General features: G+C 67.9%; 19 protein-coding genes. 10 read left to right on the top strand and 9 right to left on the bottom strand.

Going from position 1 to position 18,420, the window contains the following annotated elements:
* Positions 1–24: 24 nt before the first annotated feature.
* Positions 25–735, top strand: a complete 711-nt coding sequence (locus tag ACIQF0_RS21745) for a hypothetical protein (protein WP_360048229.1) — start codon at positions 25–27, stop codon at positions 733–735.
* A 76-nt stretch (positions 736–811) separates the two neighbouring features.
* Positions 812–3,163, top strand: coding sequence for an endopeptidase La (gene lon / locus ACIQF0_RS21740; RefSeq protein ID WP_401031840.1), 2,352 nt, complete (start codon positions 812–814; stop codon positions 3,161–3,163).
* A gap of 69 nt (positions 3,164–3,232) precedes the next feature.
* On the opposite strand, the gene ACIQF0_RS21735 is transcribed toward lon, so the two are convergent.
* The 4 genes from ACIQF0_RS21735 to ACIQF0_RS21720 form a co-directional block, all read right to left on the bottom strand.
* On the bottom strand, positions 3,233–3,709 hold the full coding sequence (locus ACIQF0_RS21735; RefSeq protein ID WP_401031838.1) for a hypothetical protein: 477 nt from the start codon (positions 3,707–3,709) through the stop codon (positions 3,233–3,235).
* 62 nt (positions 3,710–3,771) lie between these two features.
* Positions 3,772–4,242 (bottom strand): hypothetical protein, encoded by a 471-nt coding sequence (locus ACIQF0_RS21730; RefSeq protein ID WP_401031835.1) that lies wholly within the window; start codon positions 4,240–4,242, stop codon positions 3,772–3,774.
* Between the two features lie 12 nt (positions 4,243–4,254).
* Positions 4,255–4,707, bottom strand: coding sequence for a hypothetical protein (locus ACIQF0_RS21725; protein ID WP_401031833.1), 453 nt, complete (start codon positions 4,705–4,707; stop codon positions 4,255–4,257).
* A 65-nt stretch (positions 4,708–4,772) separates the two neighbouring features.
* A complete protein-coding gene (locus ACIQF0_RS21720; protein WP_401031830.1) occupies positions 4,773–5,453 on the bottom strand; it encodes a polysaccharide deacetylase family protein in 681 nt (226 codons plus the stop codon).
* A gap of 178 nt (positions 5,454–5,631) precedes the next feature.
* Between ACIQF0_RS21720 and ACIQF0_RS21715 the strand changes: the two genes are divergently transcribed.
* The 3 genes from ACIQF0_RS21715 (at position 5,632) to ACIQF0_RS21705 (ending at position 8,496) form a co-directional block, all read left to right on the top strand.
* Positions 5,632–6,159: a YbhB/YbcL family Raf kinase inhibitor-like protein gene (locus ACIQF0_RS21715; RefSeq protein ID WP_360048235.1), complete on the top strand. Its 528-nt coding sequence runs from the start codon at positions 5,632–5,634 to the stop codon at positions 6,157–6,159.
* Positions 6,160–6,645: 486 nt separating this feature from the next.
* Positions 6,646–8,019: a mycothione reductase gene (locus ACIQF0_RS21710; protein WP_401031826.1), complete on the top strand. Its 1,374-nt coding sequence runs from the start codon at positions 6,646–6,648 to the stop codon at positions 8,017–8,019.
* 63 nt (positions 8,020–8,082) lie between these two features.
* On the top strand, positions 8,083–8,496 hold the full coding sequence (locus tag ACIQF0_RS21705; protein ID WP_360047301.1) for a hypothetical protein: 414 nt from the start codon (positions 8,083–8,085) through the stop codon (positions 8,494–8,496).
* Here ACIQF0_RS21705 and ACIQF0_RS21700 read toward each other — a convergent pair.
* Both ACIQF0_RS21700 and ACIQF0_RS21695 read right to left on the bottom strand, forming a co-directional pair.
* A complete protein-coding gene (locus ACIQF0_RS21700; protein WP_401031823.1) occupies positions 8,493–8,897 on the bottom strand; it encodes a VOC family protein in 405 nt (134 codons plus the stop codon). The two genes, ACIQF0_RS21705 and ACIQF0_RS21700, sit on opposite strands and share 4 nt — an antisense overlap.
* Before the next feature lie 48 nt (positions 8,898–8,945).
* Positions 8,946–10,121 carry an MFS transporter gene (locus ACIQF0_RS21695; RefSeq protein ID WP_360047303.1) on the bottom strand — a complete coding sequence of 392 codons (1,176 nt, stop codon included), beginning with the start codon at positions 10,119–10,121 and terminating at the stop codon, positions 8,946–8,948.
* A gap of 117 nt (positions 10,122–10,238) precedes the next feature.
* Between ACIQF0_RS21695 and ACIQF0_RS21690 the strand changes: the two genes are divergently transcribed.
* Genes ACIQF0_RS21690 through ACIQF0_RS21680 form a run of 3 tightly spaced genes read left to right on the top strand, consistent with a single transcriptional unit; the run spans position 10,239 to position 13,154 of the window.
* Positions 10,239–10,910 carry a FadR/GntR family transcriptional regulator gene (locus tag ACIQF0_RS21690; RefSeq protein WP_360047304.1) on the top strand — a complete coding sequence of 224 codons (672 nt, stop codon included), beginning with the start codon at positions 10,239–10,241 and terminating at the stop codon, positions 10,908–10,910.
* Between the two features lie 52 nt (positions 10,911–10,962).
* Positions 10,963–12,066 (top strand): epoxide hydrolase family protein, encoded by a 1,104-nt coding sequence (locus ACIQF0_RS21685; RefSeq protein ID WP_360047305.1) that lies wholly within the window; start codon positions 10,963–10,965, stop codon positions 12,064–12,066.
* Positions 12,063–13,154, top strand: a complete 1,092-nt coding sequence (locus tag ACIQF0_RS21680; protein ID WP_401031820.1) for a winged helix DNA-binding domain-containing protein — start codon at positions 12,063–12,065, stop codon at positions 13,152–13,154. Before ACIQF0_RS21685 ends, ACIQF0_RS21680 begins: the two co-directional genes overlap by 4 nt.
* On the opposite strand, the gene ACIQF0_RS21675 is transcribed toward ACIQF0_RS21680, so the two are convergent.
* A complete protein-coding gene (locus ACIQF0_RS21675; protein ID WP_401031818.1) occupies positions 13,151–14,041 on the bottom strand; it encodes a LysR family transcriptional regulator in 891 nt (296 codons plus the stop codon). The genes ACIQF0_RS21680 and ACIQF0_RS21675 overlap by 4 nt on opposite strands.
* A 73-nt stretch (positions 14,042–14,114) precedes the next feature.
* Between ACIQF0_RS21675 and ACIQF0_RS21670 the strand changes: the two genes are divergently transcribed.
* Positions 14,115–15,008: an EamA family transporter gene (locus ACIQF0_RS21670; RefSeq protein ID WP_401031815.1), complete on the top strand. Its 894-nt coding sequence runs from the start codon at positions 14,115–14,117 to the stop codon at positions 15,006–15,008.
* On the opposite strand, the gene ACIQF0_RS21665 is transcribed toward ACIQF0_RS21670, so the two are convergent.
* On the bottom strand, positions 14,932–16,431 hold the full coding sequence (locus ACIQF0_RS21665) for a cobyric acid synthase (protein WP_401032802.1): 1,500 nt from the start codon (positions 16,429–16,431) through the stop codon (positions 14,932–14,934). The two genes, ACIQF0_RS21670 and ACIQF0_RS21665, sit on opposite strands and share 77 nt — an antisense overlap.
* 28 nt (positions 16,432–16,459) lie before the next feature.
* Between ACIQF0_RS21665 and ACIQF0_RS21660 the strand changes: the two genes are divergently transcribed.
* Positions 16,460–17,140 carry a hypothetical protein gene (locus ACIQF0_RS21660; RefSeq protein WP_360047309.1) on the top strand — a complete coding sequence of 227 codons (681 nt, stop codon included), beginning with the start codon at positions 16,460–16,462 and terminating at the stop codon, positions 17,138–17,140.
* Between the two features lie 37 nt (positions 17,141–17,177).
* On the opposite strand, the gene ACIQF0_RS21655 is transcribed toward ACIQF0_RS21660, so the two are convergent.
* Positions 17,178–18,407, bottom strand: coding sequence for an RNA-guided endonuclease InsQ/TnpB family protein (locus tag ACIQF0_RS21655; RefSeq protein WP_401031811.1), 1,230 nt, complete (start codon positions 18,405–18,407; stop codon positions 17,178–17,180).
* Positions 18,408–18,420: the final 13 nt, after the last annotated feature.

Here is an 18,420-nt window from a genome sequence, read left to right as displayed (position 1 = left end):
GGTTTCGGTCACGTGTGGGAGGACATGTCCTCCAGCACCGCTGAGCTCCACGCGAGGTTCCGCCTTCTCAGGGAACGCTCGCCGGTGCACTTCGACGCCGATATCGGTGGCTGGTGCATCACCCGTTACGACGACGTACTGACAGTGCTCGACCTCGACGCGGGCGACCCGGACCCGTTACCCAAACGGGCGATCGCGCACGCCATGAAGGTCGTCCGGCCCGTGGTCACCATGAGCACCCTCGAGTTGCTCGACGCCGATGACGCCACGTTCGCGCAATCGCTTGCAGCCACGGCGGCCGAGGCGTTCACGCTCGCGCACGGCGTGGAAGCGTTCGCCGCCACGGCCCTGGCCACCACGCAGGCGTTCCTCACGAACGCGTTGCGCGCGCTCCACGATCATCCGGCCCAGGCCGAGCTGCTCAGGTCCGAACCGGCGCTCGCGCGGGACGCCGTCGAGGAGCTGCTGCGGTTCGACACCCCGGTTCCCCTCGCTCCTCCCCGCCGGACGCCCCGCCCCGTCGTGCTGAGCGGGCGTACGGTCGAGGCAGGCGAGATGCTCCTGCCGTTCGTCGCGGCGGCCAACCGGTGCTCGGTGAAATTTCCCGGCGGTGAGCGCCTCGACCTGCGGCGCAGGCCCGTCGGCGTGCTGGCCGCGTGCCCCACGAGCACCGCGCTCGCCCGTGTGACCGGTGAAATCGCGCTGGTCAGGCGCCTGCGGGCAGCTGCTCGCTGACAGCGAACACGCCAGGGGAACACCACCCCACTCCAGATGGTTGAGCGGTACAGACTCAACTTTGGAGGGTGACGAGATGGGCGAGACTCTGGCCCTGCCGGTACTGCCGCTGGACGACGTCGTGGTGCTGCCGGGCATGGTGGTGCCGATCCGCATCTCCGGTGCGGACGCGAGCGCCGAGGCCCGTGCGGCCGTAGACGCGGCCACGACCGCGGCGAATCATCAAGTGCTACTCGTCCCACGGCTGGACGGGAAGTACGCAGCAGTGGGCACGCTGGCCGAGATCGAACAGGTCGGCCGCCTGCCCGGTGGCGAACGCGCTGCCGTCGTGCGCGGCACCAAGCGCGTGCGCATCGGCACGGGCACCACGGGGCCGGGCGCGGCGCTGTGGGTCAACGCGACGATCGCGGACGACTCCCCGATCACCGACCGGACCCGCGAGCTCGCGAAGCAGTACCGCGCCCTCGTGACGAACATCCTGCAGACGCGTGGCGCGTGGCAGATGGTCGACTCGGTGCAGCAGATCAGCGACCCGTCGGCGCTGGCCGACCTCGCGGGTTACGCCTCCTACCTCGACGACCAGCAGAAGATCTGGCTGCTGGAGACGAGCGACGTCACCACCCGGCTGGAGAAGCTGGTGGAGTGGGGTCAGGCGCACCTGACCGAGCTCGACGTCAACGAGACGATCGCGAAGGACGTCAAGGAAGGCGTCGAGAAGCAGCAGCGGGAGTTCCTGCTGCGCCAGCAGATGGCCGCGATCCGCAAGGAGCTGGCCGAGCTCGACGGCAAGCCCGCTACCGAGCAGGACGACTACCGCGCCCGCGTCGAGGCGGCGGACCTGCCGGAGAAGGTCGCGAAGGCCGCGCTGGCCGAGGTCGACAAGCTGGAGCGCACCTCCGAGCAGTCCCCTGAGGTGGGCTGGATCCGGACGTGGCTCGACACCGTCCTCGAGATTCCGTGGAACGAGCGGACCGAGGACTCCTACGACATCAAGGCGGCGCGCGAGATCCTCGACGCCGACCACGCCGGCCTGGACGACGTGAAGCAGCGCATCACGGAGTACCTGGCCGTGCGCAAGCGTCGTGCCGACCGCGGCATGGGCGTCGTGGGCGGACGTCGTTCGGGCGCCGTGCTCGCGCTGACGGGCCCTCCCGGCGTCGGCAAGACGTCGCTCGGTGAGTCCGTGGCACGGGCGATGGGCCGCAAGTTCGTGCGTGTCGCTTTGGGTGGCGTGCGCGACGAGGCCGAGATCCGCGGTCACCGCCGCACGTACGTCGGCGCGTTGCCGGGCCGGATCGTCCGGGCGATCACCGAGGCCGGTTCGATGAACCCGGTCGTGCTGCTCGACGAGATCGACAAGGTCGGCTCGGACTACCGCGGCGACCCGACGGCGGCGTTGCTCGAGGTCCTGGACCCGGCGCAGAACCACACGTTCCGCGACCACTACCTGGAGGTCGAGCTGGACCTCTCGGACGTCGTGTTCCTCGCGACCGCGAACGTGCTGGACACGATCCCGGCACCGTTGCTCGACCGCATGGAACTCGTGCAGCTCGACGGCTACACCGAGGATGAGAAGGTCACGATCGCCGGCGGTCACCTGCTGCCGCGCCAGATCGAACGCGCCGGCCTCACCCCTGAGGACGTCACGTTCGAGAAGCCCGCACTGCACCAGCTCGCGAGCGAGTACACGCGGGAAGCCGGTGTGCGGCAACTGGAACGGGCTCTCGCGCGCATCCTGCGCAAGGCGACCGCGAAGGTGGCCCTGGGCGAGGCGGAGTTCCCGATCACGATCGACCAGCCGTCGCTGAAGTCCTACATCGGCAGCCCGAAGAACACGCCGGAATCAGCGGAGCGCACCTCCGTCCCCGGCGTGGCAACGGGTCTGGCGGTCACGGGTGTCGGTGGCGACGTGCTGTTCATCGAGGCCTCGCTGGCCCCGAAGGACACCGGCTCGTCCGGCGTCACGCTGACCGGTCAGCTGGGCGACGTGATGAAGGAGTCCGCGCAGATCGCGTTGTCGTACCTGCGTGCGCACGACGACAGGGCCGCGGCACTGGCCGACCGGGGAGTGCACATCCACGTCCCGGCGGGCGCGGTGCCGAAGGACGGACCGTCCGCGGGCGTCACGATGACGACGGCGCTGGCCTCACTGCTGTCCGGCCGCCCGGTGCGTTCGGACGTGGCGATGACGGGCGAGATCTCGTTGACCGGCCGGGTGTTGCCGATCGGTGGCGTGAAGCAGAAGCTCCTGGCCGCTCACCGCGCGGGCATCACGACCGTGCTGCTGCCGCAGCACAACGAGCCGGACCTGGAGGACGTGCCGGAGTCGGTGCGTGAGCAGCTGACCGTGCACTTCGTCTCGGACGTGGCACAGGTGCTGGAGCACGCGCTCTCGAAGGAGACCGTCGCCACGACCGTTGCGGCGTAACGGCTTCATCGACTAGACCCCTCGTGGGGGCAGTAGCGGCGACTGCTGCCCCCACGAGGCTTTTCGTGTCTACAGGCCAACATCGATGACGAGCCGGTTCGGGCTCGTCAGCGTGAACACCCGGTGCCACGACGCGGCGTTGGCGTAACCGACGGCAACTCCCAGCGTGGCCTCGAAGTCGCACGTGAGCGCGACCCCGCGGACGTTGCCCAGGCCAGGCGTCGCGAAGTTCCGCGACCCGGTGTACGTCAGGTTCCCGTTGTCGTCGTGCGCGGCCGCGCCGATCAGCGTGACCGCCAGGATCTCCTGGATTCCAGGCCCGGCAACGGTGATCGGGTTCCCGGACGCGCAGTGCGACACGCCGGTGACCTCACTGACCCGGTACTCGCCCGGCAACCCGGACAGGTCCAGCACCACCCGGCTGAAGCCGTTGTGCTGCCCGGTCCTGATGTCCGACAGCGTGGCCGTGCTCTGCGCCGACGCCATCGGCGCGATCGTGAACACCGCCAGCACCGCCACGAGCACCGCGACAAGACGTCTGTTCATCTCGGCCCCCTCTCAGGGCTCTTCCCACACCCTGAAGACGTGTGACCCAGACCACAGTTGCGTCAGTACGAGTAGATGTCGATGACGACCCGGTCGGGGTTGGTCAGCGTGAAGACCTTGTGCCACGAGTTGACGTTGTCGTAGCTGACCGCGATGCCCATGGTCGCCTCGAAGTCGCACGTGAAGGCGACGCCCTTCACGTTGGTCAGCCCCTCCGGCACGAAGTTGCGCGGACCGGTGTACGTCCGGTTGAAGTTCTCGTCGTACGACGCGGCGTTGAAGAAAATCGTCTCCAGGACCTCGTTGCCCGCCATCGGAACCGGGTTGCCCGAGGCGCAGTTCGAGACCTCGGTCGCCTCCCGCGACTGGGAGTTGCTCGGCAAGCCGTTCATGTCGAGCACGACGCGCTCGAACCTGTCGTGCTTGCCGGTCCGGATGTTCGTGAGCTCGGCATGCCCCTGCGCCGACGCCACCGGAACGAACGTGAACACCGCGGCCACCGCGAGCAGCACCGCACCAAGACGCTTCTTCACTCGTCTCCCCAGTCAGCTGTTGTTGACGTCGACCACGACACGGCTCGGGTTGTCCAGGAACGAGATCGTGTACGCGCGCCCAGTCCCGGCGTACCCGATCGCGAAGTCCAGGTGGCCCTCGAAGTCGCACGTGTTCGTGACACTCTTGACCTTCGCCAGCCCAGGCGTGTCGAACGCACGCGGCCCGGGGTAGTTGTGCGCGTTGGCGGACCGCATGCTCACGACCAGGAACTCATCCCCCTTGGCCGCGATGGGCTTGCCGGACGCGCAGTGCTCCAGCGAGGCCGCCCGCGACTCCACCACGCTCGGCCGCGCCCCGTTGAACTCGAACACGACCCGGTCGAACCCGGCGTGCAGCCCGGTCCGAATGGCCGTCAGCTCGTTCCCCTCTGCCGCCGACGCGGCCGGCACAACACCCACCGCCATCCCCACGGCGACAAGCGCTGCTGCAGCGATTCGCTTCATCTCTCCCCCTGTTCCCAGAAGACGCCCGCGCAGATCACGCGCGACCCGCCTTCCTGGTTGCCCGCCTACCCCAGAAAGTCCTCCAGCGGCACCGGCGTCAGCCCGTCCTGCTTGGCCCGGTTGAGGAACGCCGTGAAGTCCTCGACGAACGTCGTGCGGAAGTGCATGAGCACGATGTCGCCGCGGTTGAGCTTGTCCCCCTGCTGGAACTGCACGCGCCCGTCGTTGACCGCAGCCGTCCAGTTGACCAGCGCCTTGAACCCGCAACTGGCCGCCGCATGACGAGTAGTCGCGTCGTAGTTCCCGAACGGCGGCCGGAACAACGTGGGCCGCTTCCCGTAGTCCGCCGCCAGGAAGTCCGCGTTGCCGCAGATCTCGTTCTTCTGGAACTCGAACCCCTTGCCCTGCAGGTTCGGATGGTTCGACGTGTGACTGTGCACCGTGACGGGCAACTGCTTGAAGTAGTCCTTGTGCCCCTCGGCGTACTTCGTGTTGAGGAAGACCGAAGGCCACACCCCGGCCTCGATCATCAGCTCACGAGCCTTCGGATGCTGCACGGCCCCGTCGTCGATCGTGATGAACACGTACGGCTTGTCCGTTTGAATGCGCGTAATGACGGGCACCATCCCGTCGACCACAGCAGGCGCCTTCGCCTGCACAGTCCCGTACGGATAGGGCGGCTCGAACATCCGCTTGGGCCGCTCCGTCGTAGTGGTGGTCACCGGCGCCGCAGACGTGGTCAGCACCGGCCCACCGGTCCCGGACTCAGGCGCGTCCGCACACGCCACAACTCCAGCAACCAGCAAAAAGGCAGCAAAAAGCCGCAACCTCGACATCAAAAATCCCCCTCCACGCGAAAGACGTCGCGCAGGCCTCCATGGTTGCACGGGGATAGGGTCGAACTGATCACAAAGGAGGACTCCCATGAGCCTCGAGCGCCCAGTCGCTCCCGACCCCTACCAGCTGCTCCCGCAGGTCGGCACCTTCACCGTCACCTCGACGGACGTGCGCGACGGCGAACAGCTGGACGACGCCCAGGTCTTCGAGGGCGGCAACACCTCCCCTCAACTCTCCTGGTCGGGCTTCCCCGAGGACACCCGCAGCTTCGTAGTCACCTGCTACGACCCGGACGCCCCGACCCCGTCGGGCTTCTGGCACTGGGTGGCCGTGAACCTCCCGGCAACCACCACCCAATTGGACACCGGCGCAGGCACCTCGGACGCCACACTTCCGGGTGACGCCTTCCACGTGCGCACCGACTACAGCACCCGAGCCTTCGGCGGCGCCGCCCCACCCAAGGGCGACCACCCGCACCGCTACTACTTCGTGGTGCACGCCGTAGACGTGGACAAGCTGGACGTGGACGAAAACGCCTCTCCAGCGGTGGTCAGCTTCAACCTGGCCTTCCACACCCTGGCAAGGGCGATCATCACCCCGACCTACCAGCACTAACGCAACAGCACGACACGGCACGCCTAATCGCCCGCGAGGCCGAAGGCGAGCCGTCCTTACCGCGCGGCAAGGGCGGTGGGGTCCCGTCACGAGTCGCGCCATAGCTCTTGCTGCACCTGAGGAGGGGTGTCAACTCGACACGCTTTTCGTCGAGTTGACACCCCTCCTCAGGTGTGGCCCGCTCTTGGCTCGGCTCGTGACGGGACCCCACCGCCAACGCAACCTTCTAACCAACCGGCGGCCGCCCAACGCAACAGGCGTGCCATCTACCCGCGTATGGCGCGGACCCCCCGATCAGATTGCCGGGGGTCTGGGGGCAGAGCCCCCAGGGGAAGCACCCAACGCAAGGTCGCCGCCCGCAAGGCGACCCACCCACCCGGTCGCGGATCGCAAGCCGGGGAACGCAACCAAAGCCGCGACAACCCGTAAGCCCCACGTAACCCCTTCAAGGGAACACGCCCGATCCCAAAATGGTTGGATCCACACGTGAGGCACTTCGACCTGGTCATCATCGGCACCGGCTCCGGCAACAGCATCCCGACGGACGCCATGGCAGGCTGGCAGATCGCCATCCTGGAAAAGGGGACCTTCGGCGGCACCTGCCTGAACGTGGGCTGCATCCCCACAAAGATGTTCGTCCACACAGCAGACCAGGCCGCAGCCCCAGCAAACGCCAAAAAGCTGGGCGTGGACGCCACACTGGACGCAGTCCACTGGCCAGAAATCCGAGACCGCATCTTCAACCGGATCGACCCGATCGCCGAAGGCGGCCGCAACTGGCGAGCCAACGAGAACGCGAACGTGACGGTCTACGAGGGCACGGCAACGTTCATCAACGCGAACACGATCGACACGGGCACCGGCGAGACCATCACCGCCGACCGGATCGTGATCGCGGCAGGCAGCCGCCCCACGATCCCGGACATCGCGGACCTGGACACCACGGGCTTCCACACCAGCGACACGATCATGCGCCTCGACGAACTCCCCGAGAGCCTGATCATCGTCGGCAGCGGCTTCATCGCCTCCGAGTTCGCGCACGTCTTCAGCAGCTTCGGCGTCAAGGTCACGCTGGTCGCCCGCTCGAACCTGCTCCTGCGCCACGAGGACCTGGAGATCGCCACCCGCTTCACGGACATCGCGAAGCAGAAGTGGAACGTCCTGCTCAACCGCAAGACCACCCGCGCCGAAAAGACGGACGCCGGCGTCAAGCTCCACCTGGAAGGCCCCAACGGCGAGGAAACCGTTGAAGCGCAACAGCTCCTCATCGCCACGGGCAGGCAGCCGAACAGCGACCTGCTCCAGGTCCAGAACGCCGGCCTCGACACGCACGCCGACGGCCGCGTGAAGGTGGACGAGTTCCAGAAAACGAGCCAGCCGCACATCTACGCCCTGGGCGACATCAGCTCGGACTACCAGCTCAAGCACGTCGCGAACCACGAGGCCAAGGTGGTCCGGCACAACCTGCAGAACCCCGAGAACCAGATCAGGAGCGACCACCGCTTCGTGCCGGCCGCCGTGTTCTCCAGTCCACAGATCGCGAGCGTCGGCCTGACCGAGGAACAGGCCAAGGAAAAGGACATCCGGTACGTCACCGCGACCCAGGCCTACGCGTCGATCGCGTACGGCTGGGCGATGGAGGACACGACCGGATTCGCGAAGCTGATCGCGGACCCGGCCACGGGGCAACTCCTCGGCGCGCACATCATCGGCCCGCAGGCGTCGACGGTGATTCAGCCGCTGATCCAGGCGATGAGCTTCGGGCTGGACGCGAAGTCCATGGCACAGGGCCAGTACTGGATCCATCCCGCGATGCCCGAACTGGTCGAGAACGCGTTGCTGAACCTGCCGCTGGACTGAAGTCCTTGAACGACAGGACTTCTGCCGCTGCCGCGAACGGGATTCACCGACCAGGATGCAGCGATGACAGACAAAGTCCTCGTCGCCTACACCTCTGAAGTCGCCGCCACCGACGAGATCGCCCGGATCATCGGCACCGAACTCGCGGGCTGCGGACTGCGAGTCATCGTGCTCCCGGTCACCGCGGCCGAAACGCTGTACGGGTTCGGTGCCGTGATTCTGGGTGACGCCGCCACGCGCGATGCGCATCGGTTCGTGCGGCGGCACAAGGTTTCTCTCAAGCACACGCCCGTGTGGTTGTTCCACCGCGGCACGCCCCCGGTGCCGAACGACGTCACGCGGATGGCCCGGAAGCTCAACGCCCACGGGCCGATCAGCTTCGGCGGGGCGGCACCGGACTGGGACCGGGCGAAGGCGTGGGCGCGCTACCTCGCCGACCAGCTCACGGTGCTGCACCGCGGGTTCGTCTCCAACTAGGCCTGCTGGATCCGGACGGTGTTGCCGGCCGGGTCCCGGAACACGCAGTTGCGCACGCCCCACGGCTGATCAGCGGGCTCCTGCACGACGTCCGCGCCACCGGCCTGGAGCTTGTCGAACACGCCGTCGAGATCGGGCGTGGACAGGTTGATGAACGCGTACGAGCCGTTCTCGATCATCTCGGCGATCGCGGTGCGCTGAACGTCCGTCAGCCCCTCGGCCATGGCGGGCGGTTCCAGCACCACGGCGGAGGCCGAACCGACGGGCGCGACCGTGATCCACCGCATCGTGCCCTGGCCGACGTCGGCGCGGACCTCCCAGCCGAGCAGGTCGCGGTAGAACGCGAGCGAGGCGTCGGGATCGGTGTGCGGGAGGAACGTGGTGTGAATGCTGATGTCCATGCCGACAACGCTAGGACCAGCGAGAACGCCGTGCTTCTCGATTCCTGACTAGATGTACCGGGGACGCCCGGCGATCATGCCCAGCACGGTCAACGCGGCCAGCAGGACCAGCTGCAGCGTCAACGACACGGTCCACGTGCCGGTGGCCTCGCGGAGCACGCCGAACGCGAACGGCCCGGAGGCCGCGATCAGGTAGCCGATGCTCTGCGCCATGGCCGACAGCCGCGCGGTGTCCGAAGTGGACTTCGTGCGCAACGACATGACGAGCAGCGCCAGCGGGAACATGCCCATGCCGAACCCGATCAGCACCACCCAGAGTCCGGGCGCGGCGGCGGGCGCCACCAGCATGCCCAGAATCCCGGCGAACGACAGCACTCCCAGCGCCAGCACCACCGGCGCCTGGCTCGAGAACCGGGCGGCGATCGGCGGCACGAACAGGCTCACCGGAACGCTCAGCAGCATCGAACCGGCGAGCAGCATCCCGGCGGTGTTCCGGTCGACGCCGGAGTCGACGAGCATCGCGGGCAGCCAGCCCATGACGGTGTAGGCGAACAACGACTGCAGGCCGAAGAACACCGTGATCACCCACGCCAGCGGGCTGCGCAGCAACGACCGCTTCTCGACGGGCGCGGCCGACCGCACGACCGAAGCCGCGGAACCGTGGCGGGCACCGGCGAACCAGACGACGACCGCTCCCAGCGACAGCAACGCCCACGCGCCGACGGCGAGACGCCACGAGCCGAGCCAGTCCTCCAGCCGAGGCGTCAACGCGGCGGCCAGAGCAGCACCCGCGGACAGCGTTCCCGTGTAGACGCCGGTGATCAGGCCGACCTTCGTGGGGAAGGACGCCTTCACCACCACCGGGATCAGCACGTTGGACACCGCGATGCCCGCGCACGCGATGAAGGTGCCGCCCAGCACGACCCACGGACCGTCGATCACGCGCAGCACGAGGCCGAGCGTGAGCACCCCCAGTGAAAGTCCGATCGCACGAGCCATGCCGAGGCGGCGACCCAGCCAGGGGGCCGCGAAGGCCGCGAAGCCGAAGCAAAGCGCCGGAACGGCCGTCAGCGCACTGGTCCAAGCGGCCGAAACCCCAAGGGCGGCGCGGACATCACCGAGCACCGAGGCCAGACTGGTCACCGCAGGACGGAGATTCGCGGCAGCGAGGGCGACCCCGATCGCGAGCAACGCGGACCCGACCAGCGGAACGTGACGATTCATGACGACCGTCACCCTGCGACCTGGATCGGTGGCAGTCTGTGCGGCAAGAGTCGTCTGCTTCATCGTCACGGGCACCACTATCGCAGACGTAGGATGTTCGGATGAAAGGATGACGCTGTGCCGTTGGCCACTACCCGACGGGCGGGCCTCGTCGACCAGGTGATCGAGCAGATGCGCAGCGCGATCACGACTGGTGAATGGCCCGTCGGGCAGCGCATCCCGCCCGAGCCCGAGCTGGTCACCGCGCTCGGGGTGGGTCGGAACACGGTCAGAGAGGCCGTGCGCGCGCTTTCCCACGCCGGACTGCTGGAGGTGCGGCAGGGCGACGGCACGTTCGTCCGCGCGACCAGCGAGCTCTCCGGCGCGGTCCGCCGCATGTGCGGGACGGAGCTGAAGGAGGTGCTCCAGGTCCGCCGCACCCTCGAGATGGAGGGCGCGCGCCTGGCCGCGAAGCACCGCACGGACGCCGAACTGGCACGCCTCACCGAGTTGCTGCAGAAGCGCGACGCGGCGATGGAGGACGAGCAGTGGGCCGAGGTGATCGAGCACGACACCGCGTTCCACGTGCTGCTCGTGCAGTGCTCGCACAACACGCTTCTAGCCGAGCTCTACCAGGGCTTGACCGAGGCCGTCAAAGCTTCGGTGGCGGCGTCTGTCGACACCAGTCAGCCTGGTACCGACCAGGTGTCGCACACCGGGCTGCTGCACGCGGTCCGGGACGGTGACCAGGAGAAGGCGGCGATCGAGGCGGGCGGTTTCTTCGAGGAGCTGATCGAGAAGTTCTGCTGAGTCGCGCAACCGCGGACAATGGCTGTCCGCATGAGCTCATAGCGTGGGGGCCATGGAGATCACGCCGTTCCGCATCGAGATCCCGCAGACCGACGTCGACGACCTCCGCTCGCGCCTGGCCGGCACCCGCTGGCCGGAGGACGACCTGCCCGGTGTCGGCTGGTCCTACGGCATCCCGCTGAGCTACCTGCGCCCGCTGGCCGAGTACTGGCGCGACGGGTTCGACTGGCGCGCGCAGGAAGAGCTGCTCAACTCCTTCCCGCAGTTCACGACCGAGATCAGCGGGCAGCGCATCCACTTCCTGCACGTCCGCTCCCAGAACCCGGACGCGACGCCGTTGCTGCTGATCCACGGCTGGCCCGGCTCGTTCGTCGAGTTCCTGAACGTGATCGGGCCGCTGTCGGAGGACTTCCACCTCGTCATCCCGTCGATCCCCGGCTTCGGCTTCTCGGGGACGGTGAAGAAGCCCGGCTGGAACGTCCTGCGCGTCGCGTGGGCGTTCGCGAAGCTGATGGAGGGCCTGGGGTACGACCGCTACGGCACGCAGGGCGGCGACTGGGGTTCGGGCATCGCGCAGGAGATCGGCCGGGTGTTCCCCGAGCAGGTCATCGGCGTGCACGTGAACATGCTGCAGACGTTCCGGCCACAGGGCGTGAACGACCTATCGCCGGAAGAACTGCGGGCGCTGGAGTCTCTCGACCACTACCAGAAGGACCTCTCCGGCTACATGCACCTGCAACGCAGCCGGCCGCGCACACTCTCCTACGCGCTGACGGACTCGGCCGTCGGGCAGCTGGCGTGGATCGCGGAGAAGTTCCACGACTGGACGGACAACGAGGGCGCGCCCGAGGACGCGGTGGACCGCGACCAGATGCTGACCAACGTGTCCGTGTACTGGTTCACCGGCACGGCGGGCTCGTCGGCGGCGCTGTACAAGGAACAGTCGGCGACCTGGGGTCAGCAGCAGCCGTCGACGGTGCCGACCGGCGTCGCGGTCTTCCCGCACGACCTGAGCCTGCCGGTGCGGTCGCTGGCGGAGAAGATGATCCCGTCGATCGTGCACTGGACCGAGTTCGACCGCGGCGGTCACTTCGCCGCGATGGAGGAGCCGGACCTTCTGGTCCAAGACATCAGGAAGTTCTTCGGATCACTGTGAGCACAACACTTTCCACCCGCACCCTCAACCGCACGCTGCTCGCGCGGCAGCTGCTGCTGGAGCGGACGTCCATGCCGATCGTGGAGGCCGTCGAGCACCTCGGCGGACTTCAGGCCCAGGCACCGATTCCGCCGTACCTCGCGCTGTGGACTCGGCTCAAGCCGTACAAGGTCGACGCGCTGAGCAAGCTCATCATCGACCGCTCGCTGGTCCGGATGACGTTGTGGCGCGGCACTTTGCACCTGATCTCGGCCAACGACGTGTACCTGATGCGCACGGCGTTGCAGCCGGAGCTCAACAAGTGGGCGAAGATCGTGATGCCGCCGGCCACCCGCGTCGAGATCGACCTCGACAAGCTGGCCCGCATCACGCGTGAGTACATCGACGCCGAACCGCGCACGGTCGCGGAGATCGGCGCGCACCTGGAGGAGCACTTCCCCGAGGCCAAGGCGCGCGAGATGTCCACGCAGGCGCAGATGCTGGTGCCGATGATCCAGGTGCCGCCGCGCGGGATCTGGGGCGTGGGCGGCGTTCCGCAGAACGTCGCGATGGCGTCGTGGCTGGGGCGGGAACTGCCGTCCGAAGCAGCCGTGCCGGAGCTGATCAAGCGGTACCTGCGGGCGTTCGGACCGGCAACGCTCGCGGACATGCAGGCCTGGTCGCGGTTGATCGGACTCAAGGCGCACGCGGCGGACCTCGACCTGGTGGAGTACAAGAACGAGGAAGGCAAGGTGCTGCTGGACGTGCCGGACGGCGTGATCGTGTCCGAGGACGTACCGGCGCCCGCACGGCTGCTGCCCGCGTTCGACAACGTGCTGCTGGGCCACGCCGACCGGAAGCGGATCATGAGCGAGGACGCGCGGTCGCGGTGGGGCGCGGTGCGCAACGGCGTGTTCCCGCCGACGTTCCTCGTGGACGGGTTCCTGCGCGGCACGTGGAACGTGGTGGAGAACAAGGACGCGGCGACGCTGACGATCGAGCCGTACTTCAAGACCACGAAGAAGGACATGGCCGGCGTCATTCGCGAGGCCAAGGCGGTGCTGAAGGTGATGTCCCCCAAGAAACCGCACGTGATCCTCGCGCCCTAGGAAAGCTGCTTGATCACGTCGAGCGCCGCGGTGATGGCGGGCCTGCGCGAAGCCTGGGTCCGCCACACCGCGTACAGCCGCCGGGTGGGCGTGGGCCGCAGCGGCACGGCACGGACGCTGTCCGGCACCTCACCCCTGCCGAGTTGAGGGATCAGCGCGACCCCGATTCCCTTGGCCAGCAACGCGATCTGCGTCCGGTACTCGCTGATGTGGTACGCCACCACGGGTTCGATGCCCGCGCCGTGGAACGTCCGCACCAGCCAGTCGTAGCAGATCGACCCTTCGGTCTGGCAGATCCACCGCTCGCCGGCGAGGTCGGCGGGTTCGAGGAACTCCCTGCGCGACAACGGGTTCGTCACCGGGATCAGCACCTCGGCGACGTCGTCGGCGATGAACACGCGGGACAGCGACGCCGGCACCGGCAGCGGCGTGTTCGCCCAGTCGTGCACGATCGCCAGGTCGAGCTCACCGCGGGCGACGGCCTCGGTGGCGTTGGGCGGGTCGATCTCCGTGAGCCGCACGTCGAGAGCCGGGTGCTGGTCGATCAGGTCCGCCAGGACGCCGGGGAGCAGTCCCCGCGCGGCCGTGGCGAACGCGCCGATGCAGAGGCGGCCGATCGCGGCGCCCCGCTGTTCCTCCAGCGCCACCTCGGCCTCCTCGACGAGCTTGAGGACCTGGCTCGCGGTGTCGGCGAGCAGCCGGGCGGCGTCGGTGAGGCGGACGCCGCGACCACTGCGTTCCAGCAGCGTGGTGCGGGTCTCGCGTTCGAGTTTGGCGATCTGCTGCGACACCGCGGACGGCGTGTAGCCGAGCACCTCGGCCGCGGCGCCAACCGTGCCGTGCACGGCGACGGCGTTCAGGGCCTTCAGCCTTCCCAGATCGAGCATGTAGCGATGCTAAACCCAAAGCCTTAGGAATCGGAACTGGTGCTAAATAGTTGTCGGGCACAAGCTTGATGGCATGAGTCCCCGTCACCTCCTGCTCGCTGTGCTGGTCGCCGCCATCTGGGGCTTCAACTTCGTCGTGCTCAAGGTCGGCCTGGACGAGTTCCCGCCGATCCTGTTCTCCGCGCTGAGGTTCCTCGCGGCGGCGGTGCCCGCGATCTTCTTCGTCGGCCGGCCGTCGGTGCCGTGGCGCTGGATCATCTCGGTCGGGCTGGTGCTGGGCGTCGCGAAGTTCAGCTTCCTGTTCATCGGGCTCAAGGCCGGCATGCCGTCCGGGCTGTCGAGCCTGGTGCTGCAGAGCCAGGTGATCTTCACGACGGTGTTCGCGGCGATCGTGCTGCGCGAACGGCCGAAGCCCGTGCAGATCACCGGCATCGCCCTGGCGGTCGCGGGCATCGGGGTGATCGCGTGGGACTACGGCCTCTCGTCGCCGCTGCTCGGGTTCGCGCTGATCATCGCGGCGGCTGCCTGCTGGGGCGTGTCGAACGTGCTGATGCGGTACGCGCGGCCCGCGGACACGCTGCGGTTCATGGTCTGGGTCAGCGCGGTGGCGGTGCTGCCGTTGTTCGCACTCTCGGCACTGACCGAGGACATGAGCGCGCTCGGCCGCCTGGACTGGAGCGGAGCAGCCGCCGTCGGGTACGTCGCGTGGATCTCGACGCTGCTCGGATTCGGCATCTGGGGATTCCTGCTGCGCCAGTACGAGTCGTCGGTCGTGGCGCCGTTCTCGTTGCTGGTGCCGGTGTTCGGGATGCTCTCGGCGTGGGCGTTCCTCGGCGAGGACCTCAGCTGGCTGCAGGCCGCCGCCGGTGGGCTGGTGCTGGCCGGGCTCGCTATTCCGCTGCTGCTGGGGCGCCGGGCGGCACGAACGGCAGTCCTGCCGGGGCCCCTCGTTCCAGCAGGTCGATGACGGCCGACGTGTCGAGGTGATCGGCGACCAGGTCGCCCAGCAGGTCCAGCTGGGCCTCGCGGGCGGCCTGGAAGCTCACGTCACCCGGTTCGAAGTCACGGCCCGCGCGCTCGGCCGCCCAGCGCAGGAACCTCCGGCGGAACGCGTCGTTCTCCAGCAGGCCGTGCCAGTGGGTGCCGAGGACCCGTTCGGTCTGGGCGCCTTCCGTTCCGATCAACGGCTCCTCGGTGCTGCGGACGACCTGGCCGTGGTGGATCTCGTAGCCGGTGACGGGTTCGTCCCACGCGGTGCCCGACGGCGTGGCGAGGGTCTTGCGCGACTGGAAGCGGATGTCGACGTCGAGCAGGCCGAGTCCGTCGACCGTGCCGCGCCCCGACTCCACGTCGTCCTCGATGCGCTTCGACAGCATCTGAAAGCCGCCGCAGATGCCGAGAACCGGGCCGTCGAAGCGCCGGATCGCCTGGGCCAGGCCTGTTTCCCCGAGCCACGCGAGGTCGGAGACGGTGGCCTTGGAGCCGGGCAGCACGACCAGGTCCGCGTCGGCCAGCCGGGACGGCTCGGTCACGAACCGCACGGAGACACCGGGCTCGCAGGCCAGCGCCTCGACGTCGGTGGCGTTCGAGATGCGCGGCAACCGGATCACGGCGACGCGCAACCAGTCGCGCTTCGGTGGCTGCGGCCTGCCGATCACGCCGTCCGCGTTGTAGGACAACGAGTCCTCGGCGTCGAGCCAGAGTTCCTCACGCCACGGCAGCACACCGAGCACCGGCCGTCCGGTCAACGCCTTGAGCTGGTGCAGGCCCGGTTCGAGGAGCCTGGCGTCGCCGCGGAACTTGTTGACGACGAAGCCGGAGATCAACGCCTGGTCCGCCGCGTCCAGCACCGCGACCGTGCCGAAGAGGTGCGCGAACACACCGCCGCGGTCGATGTCGCCGACGACGAGCACCGGCAGGTTGGCGTTGACGGCCAGGCCCATGTTCGCGATGTCGTTGGGGCGCAGGTTGATTTCGGCCGGCGAGCCCGCACCTTCGCAGATGACGACCTCGTGATCGCGCCGCAGCCCGTCCAAAGTGGACAAAACGGTGCCGAGCAGCTGCTGCTTGCGTTCGCGGTAGCTCAGCGCGGACACCTCGCCGACCGCCTGGCCGAGGACGACGACCTGGGACGTGCGGTCGCTGCCGGGCTTGAGCAGCACCGGGTTGAACCGGACGCTGGGCTCCTTGAACGCCGCCCGCGCCTGCACCGCCTGAGCACGCCCGATCTCGCCACCATCGAGTGTGACGAACGAGTTGTTCGACATGTTCTGAGCCTTGAAGGGCACGACGTCAACGCCCTGGCGTGCCAGAAAGCGGCACAGACCGGCGACCAGGACGCTCTTGCCCGCGTCCGAGGTCGTCCCACAGATCAACATCGCGCCCCGCATGGACGCCAATGCTGCCATCATCACCCCCATGCTCACCGTCGTGCTCATGCACAGCCCGTTCCTCGGCCCGTCGAGCATGCGTCCGCTCGCCGACGAACTGGCCTCCGACGGGATGGCCGTCCTGCTGGTCGACCTGCAGATGACGATCAACGAGGCACCGGTGCACCAGCGGCTGATCGGCGCCTTCGCCGACGCCCTGGAGGACTCCGGCGTCGGCGGCCCGCTGGTGCTCGTGGGCCACAGCGGCGCGGGCCCGTTGCTGCCGTGCTTCGCCGACGCGCTCGAGACGGAGGTGGCAGGCCTCGTTTTCCTCGACTCCGACCTGCCGACGCCGGGCAGGTCGTGGCGCGAGACCGTCGATCCCGCCCTCGTGAACAAGGTCAAGGCATCGGTGCGGGACGGCAAGCTGCCGCGCTGGGACCGCTGGTTCGACTCGGACCCGTTGGTCCTCGTGCCCGCCGGTCTGCGCGAGGAGATGCGTGACGAGGCACCCGAGGTGCCGTGGGAGTTCCTGAAGGAGCAGCGCCCGAGCGTCGAGTGGTCCGGGGCGTGCGGGTACGTGCAGCTGTCGCCGGTCTACGAGGACGCGGCGGCCAAGGCCACCGACCTCGGCTGGCCGGTCGAACGCCTGGAGTCGCACCACTTGGCGGCCGCGACGTCGCCGTCGGCTGTCGCGGCCGCGCTGAAGGCGGTCATCAGCAAACTTTGACTTCCTCTCCGCTGTCGCAGCGGAGAGTCCTACACGTTCAACAACGTGTCGCGCGGAGTGCGCCACACCTCACGGTGCGGGTTTCCTGTTTCGCCGCCGACCGCGACAAGAGCTCGCCTCGTCGTCTTACATCGGCTCCACAGGCCTCACCCGAAGCAGAACTTCGAGCTACCGCTCGACCAGCGGCAAGGATGTTCTTCGCCGCATTGACATCCCGATCGTGGCGGGTGCAGCAGACCTGGCACGTCCAGCACCGGGTCGAAAGTGCCAGGTTCGCAAGCACGTGCCCGCATGAACTGCAGGTCTTGCTGGACGGGTACCACCGGTCGATCACGGCCAGCGTTCGGCCGGCCCTTGCGGCTTTGTAACCCAGCATCACCCGGAATTCGCCCCACCCAGCGTCGGATATGGCACGGGCGAGGCTGCGGTTGCGGACCATGTTCTTCACCACCAGGTCCTCGATTGCCACCAGGTCATGGTCGCGAACCACCCGCGCACTGATCCGGTGCAGGAAATCTCGGCGGACGTTGCGAACCTTGCGATGTGCCGCAGCGACCTTCCGCCTGGCTTTCTCGCGGTTCCTGGAGCCTGGCAGACAACGACTCATGCGTCGCTGGTACCTGGCGAGATTGCGGCCCTTGCGTTCAAGACAGTGGGGATTGGCGATCTTTTGTCCGGTGCTGGTGGCCGCGAAAACGGCGATGCCAAGGTCCAACCCCACCTCACGGTGAGTTTCGGGCATCGGATCCGGTTGAGCGGCGTCCACTGCGAACGTCACGTACCAGCGACCGTCTGGTTCGCGGGCGACGATCACCGTCGTCGGGTTGATGCTCACCAGCTCAATACCGGGCCAAGACCACACGAGCTCCAAAGGCGCGCTGGTCCTGGCCAGCCAAAGCTTCCCGTCGCGCATGCGGAACGCCGAACGTGTGTAGTGAGCAGACTGACGGCCTCTGCGGGACTTGAACCGCGGATAGCGGGCGCGGCCAGCGAAGAAGTTGCCGAATGCGGTGTGCTGGTGCCGCAATGCCTGTTGCAGCGGCACACTCGACACTTCGCTCAAGAACTCGAACTCGGTGGTCTTCTTCCATGCCGTCAGTGCCGCATCGGTCTCTCGGTACGTGGTCGCCGCACCGCAAGTCCGATACCTGGCCTGACGTTCAGCAAGCGCCTTGTTCCACACGAAACGCGCGCACCCAAAAGTGCGGTTCAGCGCAGTCATCTGTTCAGGCGTCGGGTAGGCCCGGCACCGGTATGCCGTCCGCACAACAGCAACGTTG

Origin of the sequence: Lentzea sp. NPDC092896 (assembly GCF_044754905.1) — a bacterium.
Taxonomy (GTDB): Bacteria; Actinomycetota; Actinomycetes; order Mycobacteriales; family Pseudonocardiaceae; genus Lentzea.
The sequence above is the reverse complement of the archived record's forward strand: the minus strand, read 5'-3'. Positions and strand labels throughout refer to the sequence as shown.

Excerpts from the sequence above, each read along its gene's own strand:
- ACIQF0_RS21670 (WP_401031815.1), top strand. The coding sequence starts at position 14,115 with ATGAGTCCCCGTCACCTCCTGCTCGCTGTGCTGGTCGCCGCCATCTGG.
- ACIQF0_RS21685 (WP_360047305.1), top strand. The coding sequence starts at position 10,963 with ATGGAGATCACGCCGTTCCGCATCGAGATCCCGCAGACCGACGTCGAC.
- ACIQF0_RS21700 (WP_401031823.1), bottom strand. The coding sequence starts at position 8,897 with ATGGACATCAGCATTCACACCACGTTCCTCCCGCACACCGATCCCGAC.
- ACIQF0_RS21705 (WP_360047301.1), top strand. The coding sequence starts at position 8,083 with ATGACAGACAAAGTCCTCGTCGCCTACACCTCTGAAGTCGCCGCCACC.
- lon (WP_401031840.1), top strand. The coding sequence starts at position 812 with ATGGGCGAGACTCTGGCCCTGCCGGTACTGCCGCTGGACGACGTCGTG.
- ACIQF0_RS21695 (WP_360047303.1), bottom strand. The coding sequence starts at position 10,121 with ATGAATCGTCACGTTCCGCTGGTCGGGTCCGCGTTGCTCGCGATCGGG.
- ACIQF0_RS21660 (WP_360047309.1), top strand. The coding sequence starts at position 16,460 with ATGCTCACCGTCGTGCTCATGCACAGCCCGTTCCTCGGCCCGTCGAGC.
- ACIQF0_RS21735 (WP_401031838.1), bottom strand. The coding sequence starts at position 3,709 with ATGAACAGACGTCTTGTCGCGGTGCTCGTGGCGGTGCTGGCGGTGTTC.
- ACIQF0_RS21665 (WP_401032802.1), bottom strand. The coding sequence starts at position 16,431 with ATGCGGGGCGCGATGTTGATCTGTGGGACGACCTCGGACGCGGGCAAG.
- ACIQF0_RS21745 (WP_360048229.1), top strand. The coding sequence starts at position 25 with ATGTCCTCCAGCACCGCTGAGCTCCACGCGAGGTTCCGCCTTCTCAGG.
- ACIQF0_RS21715 (WP_360048235.1), top strand. The coding sequence starts at position 5,632 with ATGAGCCTCGAGCGCCCAGTCGCTCCCGACCCCTACCAGCTGCTCCCG.
- ACIQF0_RS21725 (WP_401031833.1), bottom strand. The coding sequence starts at position 4,707 with ATGAAGCGAATCGCTGCAGCAGCGCTTGTCGCCGTGGGGATGGCGGTG.
- ACIQF0_RS21675 (WP_401031818.1), bottom strand. The coding sequence starts at position 14,041 with ATGCTCGATCTGGGAAGGCTGAAGGCCCTGAACGCCGTCGCCGTGCAC.